Origin of the sequence: Sutterella sp., from assembly GCF_030539355.1 — a bacterium.
Lineage (GTDB): Bacteria > Pseudomonadota > Gammaproteobacteria > Burkholderiales > Burkholderiaceae_F > Sutterella.
The window spans coordinates 1-19,304 of record NZ_JAUNSF010000024.1; the positions used below are offsets into that span (position 1 = coordinate 1).

The window sequence follows — 19,304 nt, forward strand, 5'->3', positions numbered from 1 at the left end:
GGTCCGCCGGGACCGCCCGGACCTCTCGGCCCCGGGCCGCCCGGACCGCCGAAATGGTGCGGACGCGGCCTCGGAGGAGGCGGCGCGTAGTAGCGCGGCGGCGGGGGAGGCGGCGGAGGTGCATGAGGCGGCGGGGGCGGCGGCGCATAGGGATCGAGCCCGAAGATGATGATCTCGTGCCCGAAGGCGAGCGGCGCTGCCGTGACGGCGGCGGCTGCAGCGGCGAAGCGGAGCAGGTTGCGACGACTCGTGTTTGTCATGATCGGCTCCTTTGAGTGTGGTGATCGGGTACCTGTCTCAAGGATACCCGTGCCACCTCCCCGAAGGGTTTCCGTCATGTAACCGAGTTGTCAGCGACGGCTTTCTTATTCAACAGAAAGTTTCATTCCTGAGGGAATGCTGAGGGACTGCGCGCCCCCGCGCGGTCGAGGAGTTCGAGGATCTTGGGCAGCGGCAGGGCGCGCACGACCTTTCCGTCACAAGTCGCGACATCCCGTGCCCTGAAGAGCGAATTGATGATCGCCTCCTCGGTCGCCTCGATCGCGGCCATGAAGAGAGGGGTCATGTCGTCGTTTCTCACGAGGGCGGCGCCCTCGCGCTCGAGCCTCGGCGCGTCATGGCGCACGCGCACGGATTCGCTGGTGGAGAAGGCGATGACGAAGTCGCCCGAGCCGTTCGAGGCGATGCCGCCCGTCTTCGCCATGCCCATGAAGGCGCGGGTGGCGAGGCGCTTCAGGTTCCGGGCGTCGAGCGGCGCGTCGGTCGCGATGATCATCATGATCGAGCCGTCGGGGTTGCCGAGCACATCCTCGCGCGGCCAGCCGCCGAGCGCGAGCCCCGCCTCGACGCCCTTCACGGTGAGAATGCCGCCGAAGTTCGCCTGCACGAGGACGCCCACGGTCCAGCCGCCCGCGGCCGCGGGGAGAACGCGCGACGCCGTGCCGATGCCGGCCTTGAAGCCGAAGGCCACGGTGCCCGAGCCCGCGCCGACCGCGCCCTCCTCGACGGGACCGGCCGAGGCGGAGCGGATCGCCTCGAGCACGTGGGCGGGCTTCACGAAGCGGGCGCGGATGTCGTTCACGCGCCCGTCGTTCGTCTCGCCCACGAGGGCGTTCACGGACATGACCGTTTCGTTCCCGGGCTGAGAGAGCGTCCAGTCGACGACGCCGGCGAGCGCTTCGCCTACGCTGAGCGTATTGGTGAGCACGACCGGGGTCTCGAGGTTGCCGAGCTCGGCGACCTGCGGGTAGCCCGTCATCTTGCCGAAGCCGTTGCCGAGGAAGATCCCCGCGGGGACCTTCTCCTGGAAGATGTTCCCGGAGTGAGGCAGGATCGCCGTGACGCCCGTGTGCATGCCGCGCGCGTCGTCGTGCAGCGTCACCTGACCGACCGTCACGCCCGCGACGTCGGTGATGGCGTTGAACCTCCCCGTCGGGATGACGCCGAAGGTGAGGCCCGCCTCGCGGGCGCGGGGACGGTCATTGGCGGGAAGGACTGTGGCGGACAGGGCGGACATTCTGGGCTCCGGAAAAAGCGGTTCGGAGAGGCATTATCGCGCCTTCCTGACGTGCCGCCCGGAAAGGCTCTTTTCGGACAAGGAAATGAATTACCGCCGGAGATCCCTTGCGGAATCCCCGGCGGTCTCAGGAGAGAGCCTGAAAGGAGAGCCAATTACTTGAGCGCCTCGTCGACCCAGCGGTCAAGCGCGGCGGTGGCCGACCCGGCGCGCGACTGCGTCACGTGGAAGTGCCTGCCGACCGTGGCCTGCGCGCAGCGCTCGCGGATGCGCGAGACGGCGCCCGAGGGCGAGGAGCTCGCCGAGACGATGAAGGGGAAGACCTTCTTGCCGGCGAGCGGATGGTCCATGAGGAAGGTGTTCACCGGGACCGAGATGGAGCCCCACCAGTAGGGGGAGCCGAGGAAGACGGTGTCGTAGCCCGAGAGGTCGGGAATCACGGTCGAGAGCTCGCGGCGGGCGTTCGTGCGCACCTCCTCCTGGGCGCCGTAGGTCATGTCCTCGTAGGCCTCGGCGTAGGGGACCTTCACGTCAAGGCGCAGGATGTCGGCCTTCGCGTGACGGGCGATCTCCTGAGCGAGCCCCTCGACGGTGCCCGTGCGGCTGTAGTAGATGACGATCGCGCGCGATCCTTCGGCGGCCCGGAGGAGACCCGGCGTGAGCGCCGTGAGCGAGAGCGCGGCGGTGGAGAGGAGAAGACTGCGGCGGCTGGTGCTGAATTCCATGACGAACTCCATGAGGAAGTGTGGGTGACCGCGCGGGCGATCTGCCGGCGCAACTCAGGCGAAAGTTCGTGAGAGGAGGACTTTGCCGATCTGAGCTTCAGTCTAGGAGAAGTGAAGCAGATATGTCCAATATCAATTTCTCATGAGAATTTATAGATAATTCGCATAAGTCCTGAAACGAACTTCACCGCAGCCAAGTGGCGGCCGCGGAAAAGCAAAGAGCCGCTTCCCGGCGGGGAGGCGGCTCTTCAGTGATGCCGTGCGGATTCGCTCAGCCGACGATGGTGAGGATCTCGTCGGTGGGAACGCGGGTCGAGTGGAAGGCGTTGAGCGGCACGTCCGCGGCGTAGCCGAGGGCAATGCCGATCGCAATCTTCTCCTCGTCGGGGATCGCGAGCTCGGTTCTGAGCACGTCCGGATATTTCACGAGGTTGTAGGCGGGCACCGACCCGATGCCGCGGTCGGCGGCGGCCAGCAGCAGCGTCTGCTCAAAGCCGCCGAGGTCGAGCGTCGCCCAGTGGTTCTCGGGGTTCGTCATCGTGAGGTACGCGACCGCGGGCGCGTGGAAGAGGTACGACTGCGAGGTCTCCTTCGCCTCGGCGAGACCGGCGTCCTCGCGGGCCTTCGAGAAGACGGACATGTTGCGCTGCGCCGCGGCGCTCCAGCTCGTGCGCGGGAAGTTGCCGAAGTCGGGCGTGCCGGCGATGCCGGCGTCCGTGCGCTTCTTGTACTCGGCGCGGATGCGCTCGAGGGGCTCGCCCACGGCGATCCAGACGCGCCAGCCCTGGGCGTTCACCCACGAGGGCGCGCGCTGCGCGTCGGCCACGATCGCGCGGAGATCCTCGACCGCGACGGGACGGTCGGTGAAGTGGCGCACGCTGTAGCGCGCACGGAGAAGGTCGGAGAACTGCATGGGAGCCTCACAGGGAAAAATGGAAGGAGACGGAACTTCTCCGAGTCTAGCGCGGCGGCGCAGGGCGGGCGCTTGAGAAATTCTGCGTATAGGCCTCCCCCGGATTTTTCAAAAATGCCGAATTTTCCAAGAAAATCATCAAAACGGCTGCGTCAGCAAACGGTTCACCATGGTTTAGGATGGTTCTCAGGGGAGCTCTCCGGACGGCCGGGGATCTCTCGCGGCCGGAATCGTAAAGGGCCGAGGCTTGAGCACGGTGAGGGAGGCGCCTCGCTGCTCGCCCGTCTCCCTGGCGGCTCCTCCGGTGCGCGGAGGCCCCGGGCAGCTTCCGGAGGCTCCCCCGCCCCCCAGGTCCGGGAAAAGCGCGAGGCCGGCGTTCATTGCTGAACAGCCGGCCTCGTGGCGTCCTGGGTACTGAGCGACTCGATCAGCTGATGGTCACCTGCGTGCCGCCCTCGACCGCGCGCAGGATGTGCGCGCCGAAGGTCGGGAACTTCGCGACCGCCTCGCGGGTGAAACGCTCGGCGACTTCCTGCGAGCGCGTCATGGCGATGAGCGTGGAACCCGAGCCGCTGATGAAGAACGCGGCGCAGCCGCTCGCGAGCGCGAGCGCGCGGAGCGCGTCGTAGTCGCGGATGAGCTTCTTGCGGCAGGGCTCGTGCAGGCGGTCGCGGCAGGCGAGCGCGAGGAGCTTCTCGTCGCCCTCGCGCAGCGCGTGGATCATCGCGATCGCGTGCGAGGTCGTGAAGACGCTGTCCTTCACGCTGATTTCCTTCGGCATCGCGGCGCGGGCCTCGTGGGTCTTCACCTCGTAGTCGGGAATGACCGTGGCGAAGCGCCATTCGGGATCGAGCGCGAGCGGCACCGAGTGGAAGTCGTCCTCGGTCGCGAAGGACGCCGAGAGGCCTCCGAGCATGCAGGGCGCGGCGTTGTCCGGGTGACCCTCGAAGCGCGCGCAGATCTGGAAGAGCTGCTCGCGCGTGAAGCGGTTGCCGAGGTAGGCGTTCGCGGCGGCCACACCCGCGGCGAAGCAGGTGCTGGAACTGCCGAGTCCGCGGGCCACGGGAACCTCCGCCTCGATCGTGAGGTGCACGTTCGGGGGCGTCTCGCCCGCCTCCATGTAGACCTCGCGGAAGCCCTGGATCACGAGGTTGTCCTCGTTCCTGAATTCCTCTGGGCAGCCGTCGATCACGAGGGTGTCGTTGAGCTCAAACGTGAAGGTCGAGGTGAGCGAGAGCGCAAGGCCGAGGCAGTCGAAGCCCGGGCCGAGGTTCGAGGTCGAGGCCGGGGCGCGTACGGTGACGAGCATCAGGGAAACTCCTTTCAGGTTCTTTCTTCTCACAGGCCTCAGGCGAGCTTCGCGCGGGCCTGCGCGAGGACGTACTGCGGCAGATCGGGGATGTTCTCGACGTCCTTCCAGAGGACGGGCTTCGTGCGGAGACCGGAGAGGCACGCGGGCGGCTCGACGCCGGTGTTGTCCGCGAGCGCGTCCATGTACTCGAAGGCCTGCGCACCCTCGTCTGCGGCCTTGGTCTTCAGCTCCCCGTAGATCGCCGTGTAGACGTCGCGGCAGAACTTGTAGGGGCTCGCGGTCGAGAGCACGACCATCTCGACGCCGGCGCGGCGCTCGCGGCGGGCGACGGCCCAGGCGACGGCGGTGTGCGGGTCGATGAGGCGCCCGGTCGTTTCCCACGCCTCGCGGATTGCGTCCTTCGTGCCCGCGTCATCGACCGAGCCGCAGCCGAAGATCGACTTGAACTTCGCGAGGAGGTCCGCGTCGACGGAGTAGACGCCCTCGGACTTGAGGGCCTCGAGGCGCGCGCGGGTGCGCGCGGCGTCGTGGCCGTCGATCCAGTAGAGGGCGCGCTCGAGGTTGCTCGAGACGAGGATGTCCATCGAGGGCGAGATGGTCTTGTAGAAGGTGCGCTTGCGGTTGTAGACGCCGGTCTCGAGGAACTCGGTGAGCACGTCGTTGGCGTTGCTAGCGACGACGAGGCGGCCGACGGGGAGCCCCATGCGCTTGGCGCAGTAGCCGGCGAGCACGTCGCCGAAGTTGCCGGTCGGGACCGTGAAGTCGATCTCGTCGCCCGCCTTGATCTTGCCCGCCTGGAGAAGCTGGCGATAGGCGTCGAAGTAGTAGACGATCTGCGGCACGAGGCGGCCGATGTTGATGGAGTTGGCCGACGAGAGCGAGACGCCGATCTCGCCGAGGTCCTTCGTCACGGGCGAGGCGAAGAGGGCCTTCACGGCCGTCTGCGCGTCGTCGAAGTTGCCGCGCACGGCGCAGACGGCGACGTTCGCGCCCTCCTGCGTGGCCATCTGCAGATGCTGGACGGCGGAGACGCCGCCCTCGGGGTAGAAGACCGTGATGCCGATGCCCGGGACGTCCTGGAAGCCCGAGAGGGCGGCCTTGCCCGTGTCGCCCGAGGTGGCGGTGATGATCATGAGCTTCCTGCCCGTGCCCTCGAGCGCGCGGCTCATGAGCTGCGGGAGCATGCAGAGCGCGACGTCCTTGAAGGCGGCCGTGGGGCCGTGGTAGAGCTCGAGGAGGTGCATGTCGCCGATCGGGGTGACGGGCGTCACGTCGGGCGAGGAGAAGTTCTTCGCCGAGTACGCGGCCTCGACAGAGGCGTTGATCTCCTCGGCCGAGTAGTCATCGAGAAGCGCGGAGAGGACACGGCGGGCCGTGTCGTGGTAGCCGCCCGTGAGGGTGGCCGGGTCAATCTGGCAGCCGTCGAGCGAGTCGGTCACGAAGAGGCCGCCGTCGCGGGCGAGGCCCTGCAGGACGGCTTCGCGGCCGGAAAGAATTTCTTCGGGGTTTCGGGTGCTGTGGTACTGCATGTCTGGTCTTTCTCTCTGACTTGTGTCTTTCGGGCGCCCGCGTTCTCCCGATGTCCCGGGGAAAGGGCGCCTGAGGTTCCTCAAGGCCGTCATATTAGAGAGAGAAAACGCCCGCGGGCGGCGTTGGGGAGCCCCGGAAAGCCTTCGGAAGCTGAAACTTCTTCGCATTATCCGAAATGGCTCAGTGCGCCTAGGCCATTGTCCTGAATCACTAGGGAGAGTTAGGGACGGCCTGCTCGGGTAGGATAAGGTGAAGTAATTCCAATTGGCGGGCCTGCCCCTGAGAGACCCCTCGGAAGAGTCACTCAGTCGGCCTCCGCCACAAATGAGCCGGTCCGGTGCTCTGACACTATTTTCAGCAGGCGCCGGGAAATTCGGTGCGGCGCGGCCTGCCTTCCCGGAGACGCGCGGCCCGGCCGGCGAGTCCCCCGTGAGAAGAGGAGGAAACATGCTGAAAATAGGACTGCTCGGGTTTGGCACCGTAGGCAGAAGCGTTGCCGAGCTGCTCGCCGAGCGTGACTGCGGGATAGAGCTCTGTTACATACTGCGTCGCCCCGGCAAGGCCGGCGGTCCGCTGATGACAGAGTCCTTCGACGAGATCATCAATGATCCCGCGGTCGATGTCGTCGTCGACGTCCTCTCCGGCATAGAGCCTTCCCATGACTACATGGTCCGCGCGCTGCGCGCGGGCAAGGCCGTCGTGACGGCCAACAAGGCGGCGCTCGCCGCCCACTACGAGGAACTCACCGCCGCGGCCGAGGCCGCCGGCCGTCCGCTCCTCTTCGAAGCCTCCTGCGGCGGCGGCATTCCCTGGATCGAGAACGTCAAGAAGGCCGCGCGCGTCGACATGATCGAGGCGATGCAGGGCATCCTCAACGGCACGGGCAACTACATCCTCGACCGCATGGACCGCTTCGGCATGGAGTTCGACGCGGCGCTCGCCGAGGCCCAGGCCAAGGGCTACGCCGAGGCCGACCCCACGGCCGACATCGGCGGCTTCGACGTGGCGAACAAGGCCATCATCTCGGCCTCCGTCGCGACCGGCGCCCCCTGCACCCATCCCTTCCCGATCCTCGGCATCGAGCGCATCTCGAAGGCGATCCTCGACGACCTGCGCGAGCACGGCCGCGCGGTGCGCCACATGATGATCTTCCGTCGCACGCATCACCGCTACGCGCTCGGCGTCGTTCCCGTCGTGATTCCCGCGGGCTCGATCGAGGCCAATGTGCGCGACAACTACAACTGCGCGACCCTGGTGGGCGACGTCGTCGGCCCGCTGAAGTTCTACGGTCAGGGCGCGGGCGGCCACCCCACGGCCGACGCGATCCTGCAGGATCTCACGAGCATCCTCACGGGCAAGGTCGAGTCCGTGGCCGAAAACAAGTCACTCACGTATGACGCAGGCATCCTGCGCGGCACAGGTCACTTCCCTGACGGGAGCATCCCGGGTCGAACACTCGAGGAGCTCTCGGCCATCGCCCGTGAGCGCGGTGTCTTCATGGCCTTCGAGCCTGAGGACTGACGGTACCCCGGCACCTCTCAAGCCGGTCTGATCTCCGCACTAATCACTCCGGGCGATACCCCGCCGGGGGTTCCGTCCGCTACTGTTCACTTCATCCCCCTTTTTCGTCTCACATTTCCCAGAGAGTATCCAGCCATGCTCAAGATCACCAAATTCGGCGGCTCCAGCTGCGCCAGCGCCGAGCAGTTCCGCAAGGTCAAGGCCATCATCGAGGCCGATCCGGCCCGTCGCTTCGTCGTCATCTCGGCCGCCGGCCGCAAGAACAAGAGCGACAACAAGATCACGGATCTGCTCTATCTCTGCCGCGCCCACGTCGACTATCACGTTGACTACCGCCCGGTCTTCGAGATCATCCGCGGCCGCTTCCTCGAGATCAAGAATGAACTGGGTCTCAAGACCGACATCGAGGCCGATCTCGACGCCTTCTGCGAGCGCATCCCCGAGATGAGCGTCGACGAGCTTGTGAGCCGCGGCGAGTACTTCACCTCGCGCCTCATGGCTGACTTCCTCGGCTTCCCGTTCGCCGACGCCGCCGACATCGTCGCGATGGAGTTCGACGGCAGCTTCAACTTCGAGAAGACGGGCGAGAACCTCAAGCGCATCCTCGAGCAGCACGACCGATTCGTGATGCCCGGCTTCTACGGCCGCACGCCCGACGGCGCGATCAAGGTCATGACCCGCGGCGGCTCGGACATCTCGGGCTCGATCCTCGCGCGCTGCCTCAAGGCCGACCTCTACGAGAACTGGACCGACGTCTCGGGCTTCCTCATGGCCGACCCGCGCATCGTCAAGGACCCGCGCAACATCGAGCGCATCACGTACGCCGAACTGCGCGAGCTCTCCTACATGGGCGCGAGCGTTCTGCACGAGGACGCGATCTTCCCGATCCGCGAGTACAACATCCCGATCCACGTGCTCAACACGAACCGTCCGCAGGATCCGGGCACGCTCGTGCTCGACAAGATCAAGGACGAGGTGAACGGCCCGCTCGTCACCGGCATCGCCGGCAAGAAGGGCTTCCTCTCGATCGAGATCGTCAAGCGCAACATGTCGAACATGGTCGGCATCGTCTCGGGCGCCCTGCAGGTCCTCGAGAAGTACGGCGTCTCGATCGAGCACCTCCCGTCGGGCATCGACGGCTTCAACGTGGTTCTGCACGCGAAGGACGTCGAGCACAACCTCTACGAGATCCTCGGCGAGATCAAGGAAAAGATCCAGCCCGACTCGATCCGCGTCACCGAGCCGATGGCCGTCATCGCCATCGTCGGCCGCAACATGAACTCGCGCGCCGGCTCCTCCGGCAAGCTCTTCACCGCCCTCGGCAACGCGGGCGTCAACATCCGCATGATCTCGCAGGGCTCGAGCGAGATCGACATCATCGTCGGCGTGGCGAACCAGGACTTCGAGAAGGCCGTCCGCGCCCTTTACCAGAGCTTCGCGCAGTAACGCGTAAGCACCGGCACTCTTGACAGGAGAAACTGAAATGAAGGAATACAAGGTCGGCATTCTCGGCGCAACGGGCGCCGTCGGCGAACAGATGCGCATCGTGCTCGCGGAGCGCAACTTCCCCATCTCCGAGCTCCGTCTCTTCGGCAGCTCCCGCTCCGCCGGCACGGAGATCGACTTCAAGGGCCAGAAGATCAAGGTCCAGGAAGCCTCCCTCGAGGCCTTCAAGGGTCTTGACCTCCTCCTCGGCGCCGCCGAGAACGACGTCGCCAAGCAGTACCTCCCCGACGCCGCCAAGATGGGCATCCTCGTCGTGGACAACTCCTCGGCCTTCCGTCTTGATCCGGAAGTGCCGCTCGTCATCCCTGAGGTGAACCCCGAGGACGTCGCGAAGAACAAGGGCCTCATCGCCAACCCGAACTGCGCCACGATCATCGCGCTCGCCGCCGTCGCGTCGCTCCATCGCAAGGCCCGCATCCGCCGCATGATCGTCTCGACCTACCAGGCCGTCTCCGGCGCCGGCAAGGGCGGCATCGAGGATCTGATGAACCAGGTCCACGCCCCCGAGGGCGAGGCTCCGGCTCCGAAGACCTTCCCGTATCCGATCGCCTTCAACCTCTTCCCGCACATCGGCGGCTTCAATGAGCTCGGCTACTCGTCCGAGGAAATGAAGATGCAGAACGAAGGCCGCAAGATGCTCCACGATCCGGAGTTCATGGTCTCCTGCACCTGCGTGCGCGTCCCGGTCATCCGCTCGCACGCCGAGGCCCTCACGATCGAGTTCGAGAAGGAGATCTCCCCCGAGGAGGCCCGCGAGCTCATCGCCGCCGCCCCGGGCGTGAAGCTCTGCGACGATCCGAACAACAAGCAGTATCCGATGCCGTTGCTCACGAGCGACCAGGATCTCGTCTACGTCGGCCGCATCCGCCGCGACATCTCCGCTCCGAAGGAGATTTACAACAAGTCGCTCTGCGTCTGGTGCTGCGGCGACCAGGTCCGCAAGGGTGCCGCCACGAACGCGATCCAGATCGCCGAGATCGCCTTCGGCCTCGCCTGATAGCGCGAGCGGGGCACGTCAGGGCTGACGGGGAGGGCGACTGAAACCCTCTCCCCGGGCCCTCCGGCCTCTCTCCGATACCCGGACCGGGGTGAACGGTGCCGTTTCCGATTCAGGGAACCGGCACCGTTTTCACTTCTGCGCACTTTGGGGCGGCAGGCTCCGGCCGTGACTCGGGTACAACAGGGAGGGTCTTTACGGGGGCCGAAAACTGCGACGGCGAAGCCCTTCGACTCTCTCAGCGGCTACAATGCGCAATTACGCCTCGGACGGCATGCGCGCCGCACCGGGCGGCGGAGACGACAGATCCGCGGAACACGGACGGGGGACTTTTGATGTCCCGGTCCCGGCGGGTCTCATCAATTCTCTGAAAACAACAAAACACCCGGACAAACTCCCCTCAAGCAGCTGGACATTCAGAGACGAAGAACAGCTTTTTCCCGTGACCATGGCAGAAGAAACCACCTCCTTCCCGGCAGACAAGAAACCTGAGCTGATCGACAAGGTCGAGGTCTTTGAGACCGAGACGCCGTCACTCAAGCTTCCGTCGGGCACCGTCGGTGCCCCGACGCTCTCCGAGGGTGTCTTTCCGATGCGCACCGGCGTCGCGCTCGTCTTCTCGGGCGCCCGCAAGGACGGGACGCTGATCTTCCACGGCATGACGAACCGCGGGCCGACGCTGCCCGCGCCGCGCGTGCGCGGCGAGGACGGCTCGCTCTCGCAGGCGCGCTACTTCCTCTCGCCCATGTTCCAGCCGCGCATCATGCGAATCGAGGTGGGCGCGGGCCGCGCCCGCGTGCTCGGCCCCGTCGCGCTCACCAATTCCGAGGGCAAGGCCTACTCGGGCCTTCCGCCCCGCGACCGGAAGTTCGGCAAGGTGCTCTCGCTCGCCAACAAGGAGATCTCGGGGAGCAACCGCTCCGTGGATCCCGAGGGGCTTGCGATCTCCGCCGACGGCGGTTTCTGGGTGACGGACGCCTACGGCCCGGCGATCAGGCTCTTCTCCGCGCAGGGCGTGGAGCGCGACGCGCTCACCCCGGGCGACGGACTTCCCGCCGGGCTCGCCGGATTCCCCGACGCGCTCTGCGGTCTCTCGGTGCTTCCCGACGGCCGCCTCATCACGATCGACATGGACTCGCTCGGCATCGACCGCTTTGCGCGCCTCATCGTCATCGACCCGGTCGCGCGCACCTCGAGGAGCTACCTCTGGGCGCTCGAGCGCCAGACCTGGAAGCGCACGGCGCGTCCGGTGATCGGCGACCTCGCCGCAGCGGGCCCGGAGCAGTTCCTCGTCCTCGAGTCGGGCATTGCCAAGGGCGGCGCGCGCCGCGCGCAGCTCGTGCTCGCCGACTTCTCCGAAGCCGAGGAGATCACGGGCATCCCGAGCGACAAGATCGCCCGCTGGAAGCGCAACCGCCCCGGCATCGTGGCGCGCACGACGCTCATGAATCTCGCTGATCTCGGCCAGAACGCCGCGAGCATCAAGGGCATCGCGCTGCTCCCCGACGGGCAGACCGTCGCGGCGGTGAGCGACAGCAACTTCGGCGCGGAACTGCGCGTCGAGGACCCGGTGATCGAGGTCCCGACCGTCACGGACTACGTGCTCGAGGCCGACGGCACGCTCACGTTCGCCGGCGAGAAGTCGGGCGCCCGTCTCACGGTGGTCCGCAAGAACCCGACCGACATCCGCACCCAGTTCTTCCTCATCCGCTTAGGCCGCCCCGTGCTCGGTGGTGACGAGGAGGAGACCGAAGGGGCCGGGGAACCGGCGGAGACGCCGCAGCCCGCCGACTGAAAATTGCCCCTCGGCAACAGATTCTGATTCTCATTGTCTGAAGGCGCCTTTTCCCGGGAGAGGCGCCTTCCCTGCATTTCGACGACGTTTTCCCGCCGCAGGCCTCAATCATTTGAAAGTTCTGCAAAATCCGGGAACGGGTTGTACTTTTCACAACTCTGTAGCACGGGCGAGTCACGGATTTTCAGTTTTAACCCTCCGCATTCGCGCAGATCCGTTGTCGGATATCTGTCAGTCTGTATAGATGATCTGTACGAACGGCGCGGCTTTCGGTATACTCGGACAGGCATTAACCCCCCCCCCGCCGAATTTTTGCGCAGCACTGCGGTCCGATGACGACTCCCCCCGCGGCCTTCCGGACAAAGCGCATCTCCGCGGGGGCGTGCGGGGGCATTTTTTCTCAGGTTTACCCTGCGGAGTATCTGGCATGACCGAATGGAAGAAAGCGACGGAATCGCTGAGAGAGGCGGCGGTGAAGCTCTTTGAGGCCGGTGACGGCTACAAGCTCACGGCGACGAAGCTCGGCCTCTCGCCCGCGACGGTGCGCGACTGGAAGCGCGCCTGGGTCAAGGGCGAGTTTGAGACGGCCTACCGGCGCCGTCAGCCGCTCGACGAGATGGAGACCCGGATCATCATCGAGCTCAAGAAGTTCGGCGCGCCGGACCGCACGATCGCGGGGATGCTCAACTGCTCGATCTCGCTCGTGCAGCTCGTCTGGCGCCGCTACCGCCGCTCGCTCGGCAGCGGCAGCCCGGAGGGCGGGGGCGAGGAGGTGCTGGGCGGTCATGAGGACGCCGCGGCGGCGGAGGAGGCGGCTGAGAAGCCCGCCGTGAAGCCGGCCCGCAGGGGCAGGAAGCCGGCGAAGGCGGCCGCCCCGGCCGTGGATGCGGCTGCAGAAAAGTCCTCCGACTGACGCGTTCTCGAATTTTCTTAAAAATCAACACGGAATGGCGGCGGAAAGGCCGTCTGCATCGCTGCGAGGGCAACTGACGCACACCCGTGGACAATTGAACCGAGGCCTCCGGGAGGTCTGAAGACTTTCTCTTCAGGCAGACCCGGAGGAAGTGTTCCATGTTTCCGCGAGTGCATCATGACGTCCGACGCCAGACTTCTTTTCCGCAGCTATTCCGTCTCCGTTCCCGCCGAGTCGGTCGAGGGGCTTCTCACCGGCCCCGACCTCTCGGGCATCCCGGCCGTTCCCGACTCGAGCATCCCCGTGGTGAGGGTGGTGAAGGGATCCGCCGCGGACAGCAGGGCGCTCGACCCGGACTGGCGCCGGCGCCGGGAGGCGGCGCTCTCGAGCTCCAACCCGCGCGTGCTCCTCGGGCTGCTGCGGGACGACTGCGCCTCGGTGCGGCTTGCCGCCGCCTCGAACCCGGCGGTGCTGACGGTGCCCGTCGGCATGACCGAGGCCGCCTGGGAGGACCGCTTCACGGAGGTCTTCCGCCTCGCCGAGTGCGGCGAGGGCCCCGCGTCGCTCGACGAACTTCTCGAGGCGCTCTCGCTTGCGGTAAGGCGCTCGACAAGCACCGCGCCGGCCTCTGTGCAGTGGCTCGTCGACGAGGCGCGCACGGCCGGGGAGGCCGCCGGAGGCGCGGGACTCTTCAGGCTTGAGACCGAGGACGGGATCCTGCCCGTCAGGGACGCCGGCACCGCTGCGCGCATTCTGATTGACGCGACCGAGGATCTCGAGGCGGAGCGGCGTGACGCGCTTCTCCTTGAGCTCGCCTCGGTCCCCGCGGCCTGCGTGCGCCGCGAGGTCTGCTGGACCGACGGCCTGCCGGAGGTCGTGCTCGACACCCTCATGAAGGATCCTCGCTCGGACATCCGGCGGCTGGTCGCGGACATCCTGAAGCTCCTGCTTGTCGACGAGATCCTGAAGTTCTTCCGCGCCGACCCCGAGCTCGCGGAGCTCGCCGCGCCCGCGCTCCATGAGAGCGACAACGCCGACGAATGGGCCGCGTGGTACGCGGACAGCGACGATCCGTCCGTCCGGGAGGCCTGGGAAGCCCTGGAGAACGACAGCATGGCCTCCATGAATGACGATGTCTTCTATGACGCGCTCGCCCGCTCTCCCGGCCCGAAGGCTGCCTGAGGCATCGGATGTTTCCCGGTTCAGCCCCGCACCGGGCGGGGCTTTTCGCCGCCGACGGATTCCCTTCCGGCCTTTCCTCGGAAAGGCGTCGGTCAAAGGGAAATCCGTCCCGGCGAATCCGGTGCTCACTTGAAAAGCGCAGCAAAGGAGGTGAGGTCTGAACGGATGTTCACAATTACCACTTCGAGGGTATTTTGCACGGTTTCCGGGCGCGGAAACCGTTTTCCGGGGGCTCTGCTGTTCCGTAATGGTGCGGGAGGGTTAAGCAGAAGTCCTTAGAAAAGATACCGTAAACACGGTATTTTGAGGGGCCATTTCAGAAATTTCTGAAAAATTTTGATCGTTCATCGTTGATATTTCTGATAACAGGGTTGCAATACGGGAAAACCTGACAACATGAACGCAAAAAAGTAGCGTATTGTTACCGTTCCGCCGTCGGATTCCCCGCCGGCGCTGTGCTTTCCGTGCAACTTTTCCCCGGAAGTGCGCGGAAGGGCTCCCCGTCCCGGTGGGCCTTCTCTCCACCAGAAGAACTTGAGATAGTCAATGGATAACAAACGCTTCATCGCAATCGGCTCGATGCTGTTCGCCCTCTTTTTCGGCGCCGGCAACCTGATCTTCCCTGCGGCCATGGGCCAGGCCTCCGGCGGGAACGTCGGCTGGGCACTGCTTGGCTTCTGCATAACGGGTGTCGGTCTTCCGCTTCTGGGCATTGTCGCCGTGGGCTTCTCGGGCTGCCGCGATCTGCGTGAAGTCGCAAGCCGCGTCTCTCCGATGTACGGCCTCTTCTACACGGTCGTCTGCTACATGGCGATCGGCCCGTGCTTCGCCATTCCCCGTACCGGCACGGTCTCCTATGAGATCGCCGTGGCGCCGTTCCTCGGCCCCGATCCCTCGTCCTGGGCGCTCCCGATCTTCCTCGTCTTCTTCCTCGGCTTTTCGTACTGGCTCGCCGCCTCGCCCTCGAAGCTCGTTGACCGCATCGGCAAGATGCTCACCCCGGCGCTGCTCGCGACGCTCCTCGTGCTGATCGCCATGAGCTTCATCACGCCGCTCGGTGAATTCCAGGAACCCTCGAAGGCCTACGCCACCGCCACGGTCGCCGCCGTGCAGGGCGTGCTCGACGGCTACAACACCCTTGACGCCATCGCCGCGCTCGTCTTCTCGACCCTCGTCGTGAACACCGTCCGCGAGGCGGGCGTCACGGACCCGAAGCACATCTCCGGCCAGGTCTTCAAGGCGGGCTTCATCGCCGCGCTGCTGCTCGCCGTCGTCTACATCTTCATCGCCAAGATCGGCGCGGAGAGCGTGACCGCGATCGGCCTCAAGGACACCGGCGCCCCGATCCTCGCCGAGAGCTCCCAGGTGCTCTTCGGCAGCTTCGGCGCGATGCTCCTCGCGGTGATCGTGCTCCTCGCCTGCCTCACCACGTCGGTGGGCCTGCTCACCTGCTGCGCCGTCTTCTTCATGGAGACAACGGGGCGCCTGAAGTACCGCCAGTGGGTCGCCCTCTTCACGGTGATCTCCTACCTGATCGGCCTCTTCGGCCTGAAGACGATCATCGTCTCCACGATCCCGGTGCTGATGTTCATCTATCCGCTCTGCGTGGCGCTCATCGCTCTCATCTTCCTGCACTCGTTCTTCGGCGGCCGCCAGTGCGTCTATGTCTGGACGATGGGCCTCACCTTCGTGATGGCGCTCGTCAACGGCATCGAGACCGTCGGCTTCAGCCTCGGCGCCCTTGGGGAAGCGCTGAAGGCGTACGTGCCGCTCCACACGCTCGGCCTCGGCTGGGTGCCGTTCGCCATCGTCGGCTTCGTGATCGGCCTCGTCTGGAAGGCCGTCGTGCCGCAGAAGGCCGCCGCCGCCTGATCCTGAGCTGACAGTCTGATTCACAACAGCAGCGCCCCGCCGGGACTCCACGGCGGGGCGTTCTTTTCGGGCGTTCGTCTTCAGGACGGTTGAGGCGGTGCGGCACTGCAAGGCAGCCGGGGCTTTCTCAGAGTTCCAGAGGCCTGTGGCTGCCCCGGCCCGTCCGGGGCCGGAATGCCCGGGCGAGCCCTGCACCGTCCGGAAGCGCTTTCTCCCGGGACAAAAGAAGAACGCCTGCGGAGGAGGTTTCCGCAGGCGCTCTCCAGAGCTTTTCTTTGCCTTTCCCGCCCGGGCCCTTCGTGAGAAGGGCCGGGAGGACTCACTCGCCTCAGCAGAGGCCGAGCCAGTGCCAGTAGGTGAGCGAGAAGAGGAGGACGAAGCCGTAGGCGCAGAAGGTGAGGATGATGCCCGTGAAGGCGAAGGTCTTCGTGTCGAAGGCGCCCGTCGAGAAGGCGATCATGTTCTGCGGGGCGTTCACCGGGAGGATGAAGCCGAAGCTGATCACGTACTGCAGGATCATCGTCATGCCGAGCAGGTTGACGTTCGGGTCCTTGAGTTCGCCGAGCACCGCGAGGATGATCGGGATGATCGCGGCGGCGAGGCCCGTGGCGGAGGCGAAGCCGAGGTGGATGATGATCAGGAACGCGGCCATGATGGCGATGACGACGAGGGTCGTGGCGTCAGCGAGGCCGAAGCCCGAGACGATGCAGTTGGCGAGCCACTGCGCGGCCTTGGTCGAGAGCAGGGCGGAACCGAGCGAGATGCCGACGCCGAAGACGAGGAGCGTGCCCCAGTTGATGCGGTTCACGGTCGTCTTCCAGTCCATGACGCCGATGCCCGGGAGCATGAGGACGGCGATGGCGCAGACGGTCGTGGTGGTCGTGTCAAAGGAGTGCAGGTTCTTTTCCGTGACCCAGAGGAAGAGGAGGCAGAGCGAGACGGCGGTGAGCTTCCATTCGTCGGCGGTCATGCGGCCGAGGTCGGCGAGCTGCTTCTTGACGGCTTCGGCGCCGCCCTTGAAGGGCTCGACCGAGTTGCCGAGGAGCTTGGTCACGACGAAGTAGAGGGCGACGGACATGCAGGCGGCGAACGGAGCGGCAGCGATGAACCAGTCGAGCCAGGAGATGTCCTGACCGGTGATCTCGCGGATGAAGCTCACGGCGACCATGTTCTGGGCGGCGGCGGTCTTGATGCCGACGTTCCAGACGCTGTCGACCTGGGCGACGGTGATCATCAGCATCGCGCCGAAGGCGGAGCGGATCTGCAGGCCGAAGGCGCGCACCATGCCGATGACGATCGGAACGAGGCAGGCGACGCGGGCCGTGGTCGACGGCACGAAGAAGGAGAGAATGAAGCCGCAGAGGATGATGCCGATGACGACGCGGTTGGGCGTGGCACCGATCTTCGAGAGCGTGAAGAGGGCGATGCGCTTGTCGAGGCCCGTCTTCATCATGGCGGCGGCGAGGAAGAGCGCGGCGCCCACGAGGCAGAAGGCCGTCGAGGAGAAGCCGCCGAGCGCGGAGCGCATGCCGGCCGAGGTGCCGATGAGGCCCGAGCCGTCAGGCTTCGGGGAGGTGCCGAGGAGAACGGCGATGAGCGCCATGATGACGCCCGCGGAGACGGGGAACGAGACGGCGGAGGTGGCCCACGTGATGACCGCGAAGACCATGATGCCGATCATGCGCTGGCCGCCCACGGAGAGGCCCTGCTGTTCAGGGGCCAGACATATCAGTGCGAGGGCGATGAAGGCGAAGATGAGGCCGTAGCGCTTGAAGAAACCCGGCTTCGCCGCATCTGTGGCAACAGACGCGGCGGGAGCGGCGAGGCCCGCCTTGCCGGTGGTGTCGGTCGAACCGACGGTGGCCGATAGAGCAGTCATTTTGTTTTCCTTCCAGTGTTGGGTGTTGACGTGTCTTGCCGCCGGGGTCCGGGAGAAGTTCCGACGTTCTCCCGCGGCGGTGCTGAAGCTCTTCGGGCAGCCTTTATCAACGGTTCGCGGCTGCCTTCGGTTCGGGGTTTAAAAGTAGTAAGCAAAGCCCGTGCCTGAGGCGGTTTACCGCCGGGCACGTCTCTTCAGGGCAACGGGAATACCCCCGCGGGGGAAATCCACGACGCACTCATCCTTATCCACGCCGCTGGCGATGGAAGCCGTCGGCATTGGTCGCCAAATGCGCACCGCAATGAGGCACTGAAGTAGTGCATGCACTTCTTTGAAAATCAGGACATTGCCTTAAGTATTTTGTGCATCCGTGCGCGCAGGTTCATCGAGGAAGCCTGCGAATGACCGGCGGCGCGGGGTGCGCGGCGGCGCGCCGTTCCTCCGTAAAGAAAAGCAGCTGACGCCGGTGTCCGTGCGCGTGAGCGGTCACTCGCACGAGCCTCTTCCGGTGCGGCAGTGCGTCTTTCCTCACTGCAGAAAACGTGCCGGCTGGGTGCCTGACGCATCAAAAACGCCCGTCGGTGCGTGGCCGGCGGGCGCGTGCGGGCAGGAATGTGCCGGAGAGGCACCGGGAGAGGGCGCCGGCAGGATCAGGCGGCGTCAGCGTCCGAGGCGGCCTGTTCGCGGCGGATCACCTCGCGGGGCGTCTCGCCGAAGAAGCGGCGGAAGTCGGCGCTGAACTGCGAGGCCGAGGCGTAGCCCGTCTCGGCCGCGGCGAGCGTGACGCTCTTCGCGCCCACGGTGATGAGCCTTCTCGCCTCGAAGAGCCTCAGTGTTTTCTGGTACTGCACGGGTGAGCAACCGGCCAATGCGCGAAAGTGCCGGCGAAAGGTTGCGGGGGACATGTGCGCGGTCTCGGCGAGCTCGTCGGCCTCGATCGGTTCGCGGAACCGCTCGCGGATCACGGACATCGCGCGCACGATGCGCTCGGAGCGCGTGCCGGTGGCGTAGAGGGTGCGGATCCAGGGGCCGAGCTCGGAGAGCAGCAGCCTCGCATGGGCCTCGCGGCGCAGCATCGGCTCGAGCACCTCGCGCTCCTTGGGATGGTCGGCGAGATCGAGCAGACGCTCGAAGGCGCCGCACATGTCGTCGGTGCAGTCGATCACGAAGACGGGGCCCGCGTCGGGCTGCGTCTCGGTGAAGGCCTGCGGCGTCTCGCTGATGATGCTCGAGAGGATCTCGGGGTCAAGGCGCAGGACGAAGGAGAGGAAGGGACGCTCGGGACTCGCCTTCACGATGACGGTCTCGGAGGGGCGGTTGATGCAGTTGACGACGCACTTGCCCTCGCCGTAGATGTACGTTCTGCCGCCCACTTCGGTGCGCTTCTCGCCCTGGATGATGATGCTCGCGAAGAGCGCGACGAAGGAGCGGCGCTCGCCCGCGTGCGTGTTGGCGACAAGCGAGAGACCGTCAATCCCGGTGTCGTTGTAGCCTTCCTTGAGCGCATAGCGCATCGCCTTGGCTCGCAGCTCGGGACTGAAGATTCTTTGCATCGAAGACCTCCGGTGGACCTGGAAGCCGGACGGGGCGCCGGCACTTCGAGTTGAAATTATGGGGACGCGGCGGCCCGGCGGAATACCCTC

Annotated in this window: 14 protein-coding genes and 1 pseudogene; 7 read left to right on the plus strand and 8 right to left on the minus strand. The window is 65.9% G+C overall.

Annotated features, from left to right (window positions below):
• From Q4F91_RS05680 to thrC, 6 genes and pseudogenes are all read right to left on the minus strand, one after another.
• Nucleotides 1–260 (minus strand): annotated as a pseudogene (locus Q4F91_RS05680) (hypothetical protein); the annotation flags it as partial.
• 122 nt (nucleotides 261–382) lie between these two features.
• The gene (locus tag Q4F91_RS05685; protein WP_303335495.1) at nucleotides 383–1,516 is read right to left on the minus strand and encodes a P1 family peptidase; all 1,134 of its coding nucleotides are present in this window, start codon (nucleotides 1,514–1,516) and stop codon (nucleotides 383–385) included.
• A gap of 155 nt (nucleotides 1,517–1,671) precedes the next feature.
• Entirely contained in the window at nucleotides 1,672–2,241 is a 570-nt protein-coding gene (locus tag Q4F91_RS05690; RefSeq protein WP_303335498.1) for a flavodoxin, read from the minus strand.
• A 271-nt stretch (nucleotides 2,242–2,512) separates the two neighbouring features.
• Nucleotides 2,513–3,154 (minus strand): nitroreductase, encoded by a 642-nt coding sequence (locus Q4F91_RS05695; protein WP_303335500.1) that lies wholly within the window; start codon nucleotides 3,152–3,154, stop codon nucleotides 2,513–2,515.
• Nucleotides 3,155–3,581: 427 nt separating this feature from the next.
• Entirely contained in the window at nucleotides 3,582–4,463 is an 882-nt protein-coding gene (gene thrB, locus Q4F91_RS05700; protein WP_303335503.1) for a homoserine kinase, read from the minus strand.
• A 38-nt stretch (nucleotides 4,464–4,501) separates the two neighbouring features.
• On the minus strand, nucleotides 4,502–5,995 hold the full coding sequence (thrC, locus tag Q4F91_RS05705) for a threonine synthase (RefSeq protein WP_303335505.1): 1,494 nt from the start codon (nucleotides 5,993–5,995) through the stop codon (nucleotides 4,502–4,504).
• Between the two features lie 448 nt (nucleotides 5,996–6,443).
• Here thrC and Q4F91_RS05710 point away from each other — a divergent pair, with 448 nt between their 5' ends.
• From Q4F91_RS05710 to brnQ, 7 genes are all read left to right on the plus strand, one after another.
• Entirely contained in the window at nucleotides 6,444–7,517 is a 1,074-nt protein-coding gene (locus Q4F91_RS05710; protein WP_303335507.1) for a homoserine dehydrogenase, read from the plus strand.
• A 135-nt stretch (nucleotides 7,518–7,652) separates the two neighbouring features.
• Nucleotides 7,653–8,963 (plus strand): aspartate kinase, encoded by a 1,311-nt coding sequence (locus tag Q4F91_RS05715; RefSeq protein ID WP_303335510.1) that lies wholly within the window; start codon nucleotides 7,653–7,655, stop codon nucleotides 8,961–8,963.
• Nucleotides 8,964–9,000: 37 nt separating this feature from the next.
• Nucleotides 9,001–10,020 (plus strand): aspartate-semialdehyde dehydrogenase, encoded by a 1,020-nt coding sequence (locus Q4F91_RS05720; RefSeq protein WP_303335512.1) that lies wholly within the window; start codon nucleotides 9,001–9,003, stop codon nucleotides 10,018–10,020.
• Between the two features lie 448 nt (nucleotides 10,021–10,468).
• Nucleotides 10,469–11,815, plus strand: coding sequence for an esterase-like activity of phytase family protein (locus Q4F91_RS05725; RefSeq protein ID WP_303335538.1), 1,347 nt, complete (start codon nucleotides 10,469–10,471; stop codon nucleotides 11,813–11,815).
• Between the two features lie 427 nt (nucleotides 11,816–12,242).
• Complete coding sequence (locus Q4F91_RS05730) at nucleotides 12,243–12,728, plus strand: helix-turn-helix domain-containing protein (protein ID WP_303335514.1); 486 nt, start codon at nucleotides 12,243–12,245, stop codon at nucleotides 12,726–12,728.
• A gap of 177 nt (nucleotides 12,729–12,905) precedes the next feature.
• Entirely contained in the window at nucleotides 12,906–13,910 is a 1,005-nt protein-coding gene (locus tag Q4F91_RS05735; protein ID WP_303335515.1) for a hypothetical protein, read from the plus strand.
• Between the two features lie 546 nt (nucleotides 13,911–14,456).
• Nucleotides 14,457–15,782, plus strand: a complete 1,326-nt coding sequence (gene brnQ, locus Q4F91_RS05740; protein ID WP_303335517.1) for a branched-chain amino acid transport system II carrier protein — start codon at nucleotides 14,457–14,459, stop codon at nucleotides 15,780–15,782.
• A 328-nt stretch (nucleotides 15,783–16,110) separates the two neighbouring features.
• On the opposite strand, the gene Q4F91_RS05745 is transcribed toward brnQ, so the two are convergent.
• Together Q4F91_RS05745 and Q4F91_RS05750 are read right to left on the minus strand one after the other, a co-directional pair.
• A complete protein-coding gene (locus Q4F91_RS05745; protein WP_303335519.1) occupies nucleotides 16,111–17,661 on the minus strand; it encodes a DASS family sodium-coupled anion symporter in 1,551 nt (516 codons plus the stop codon).
• A 650-nt stretch (nucleotides 17,662–18,311) separates the two neighbouring features.
• Nucleotides 18,312–19,214, minus strand: a complete 903-nt coding sequence (locus tag Q4F91_RS05750; RefSeq protein ID WP_303335521.1) for an AraC family transcriptional regulator — start codon at nucleotides 19,212–19,214, stop codon at nucleotides 18,312–18,314.
• Nucleotides 19,215–19,304 lie beyond the last annotated feature (90 nt).

Coding starts and splice junctions, on each gene's coding strand:
- thrC (WP_303335505.1), bottom strand. CDS start 5,995: ATGCAGTACCACAGCACCCGAAACCCCGAAGAAATTCTTTCCGGCCGC.
- thrB (WP_303335503.1), bottom strand. CDS start 4,463: ATGCTCGTCACCGTACGCGCCCCGGCCTCGACCTCGAACCTCGGCCCG.
- Q4F91_RS05690 (WP_303335498.1), bottom strand. CDS start 2,241: ATGGAATTCAGCACCAGCCGCCGCAGTCTTCTCCTCTCCACCGCCGCG.
- Q4F91_RS05730 (WP_303335514.1), top strand. CDS start 12,243: ATGACCGAATGGAAGAAAGCGACGGAATCGCTGAGAGAGGCGGCGGTG.
- Q4F91_RS05725 (WP_303335538.1), top strand. CDS start 10,469: ATGGCAGAAGAAACCACCTCCTTCCCGGCAGACAAGAAACCTGAGCTG.
- Q4F91_RS05695 (WP_303335500.1), bottom strand. CDS start 3,154: ATGCAGTTCTCCGACCTTCTCCGTGCGCGCTACAGCGTGCGCCACTTC.
- Q4F91_RS05745 (WP_303335519.1), bottom strand. CDS start 17,661: ATGACTGCTCTATCGGCCACCGTCGGTTCGACCGACACCACCGGCAAG.
- brnQ (WP_303335517.1), top strand. CDS start 14,457: ATGGATAACAAACGCTTCATCGCAATCGGCTCGATGCTGTTCGCCCTC.
- Q4F91_RS05710 (WP_303335507.1), top strand. CDS start 6,444: ATGCTGAAAATAGGACTGCTCGGGTTTGGCACCGTAGGCAGAAGCGTT.
- Q4F91_RS05685 (WP_303335495.1), bottom strand. CDS start 1,516: ATGTCCGCCCTGTCCGCCACAGTCCTTCCCGCCAATGACCGTCCCCGC.
- Q4F91_RS05720 (WP_303335512.1), top strand. CDS start 9,001: ATGAAGGAATACAAGGTCGGCATTCTCGGCGCAACGGGCGCCGTCGGC.
- Q4F91_RS05750 (WP_303335521.1), bottom strand. CDS start 19,214: ATGCAAAGAATCTTCAGTCCCGAGCTGCGAGCCAAGGCGATGCGCTAT.
- Q4F91_RS05735 (WP_303335515.1), top strand. CDS start 12,906: ATGACGTCCGACGCCAGACTTCTTTTCCGCAGCTATTCCGTCTCCGTT.
- Q4F91_RS05715 (WP_303335510.1), top strand. CDS start 7,653: ATGCTCAAGATCACCAAATTCGGCGGCTCCAGCTGCGCCAGCGCCGAG.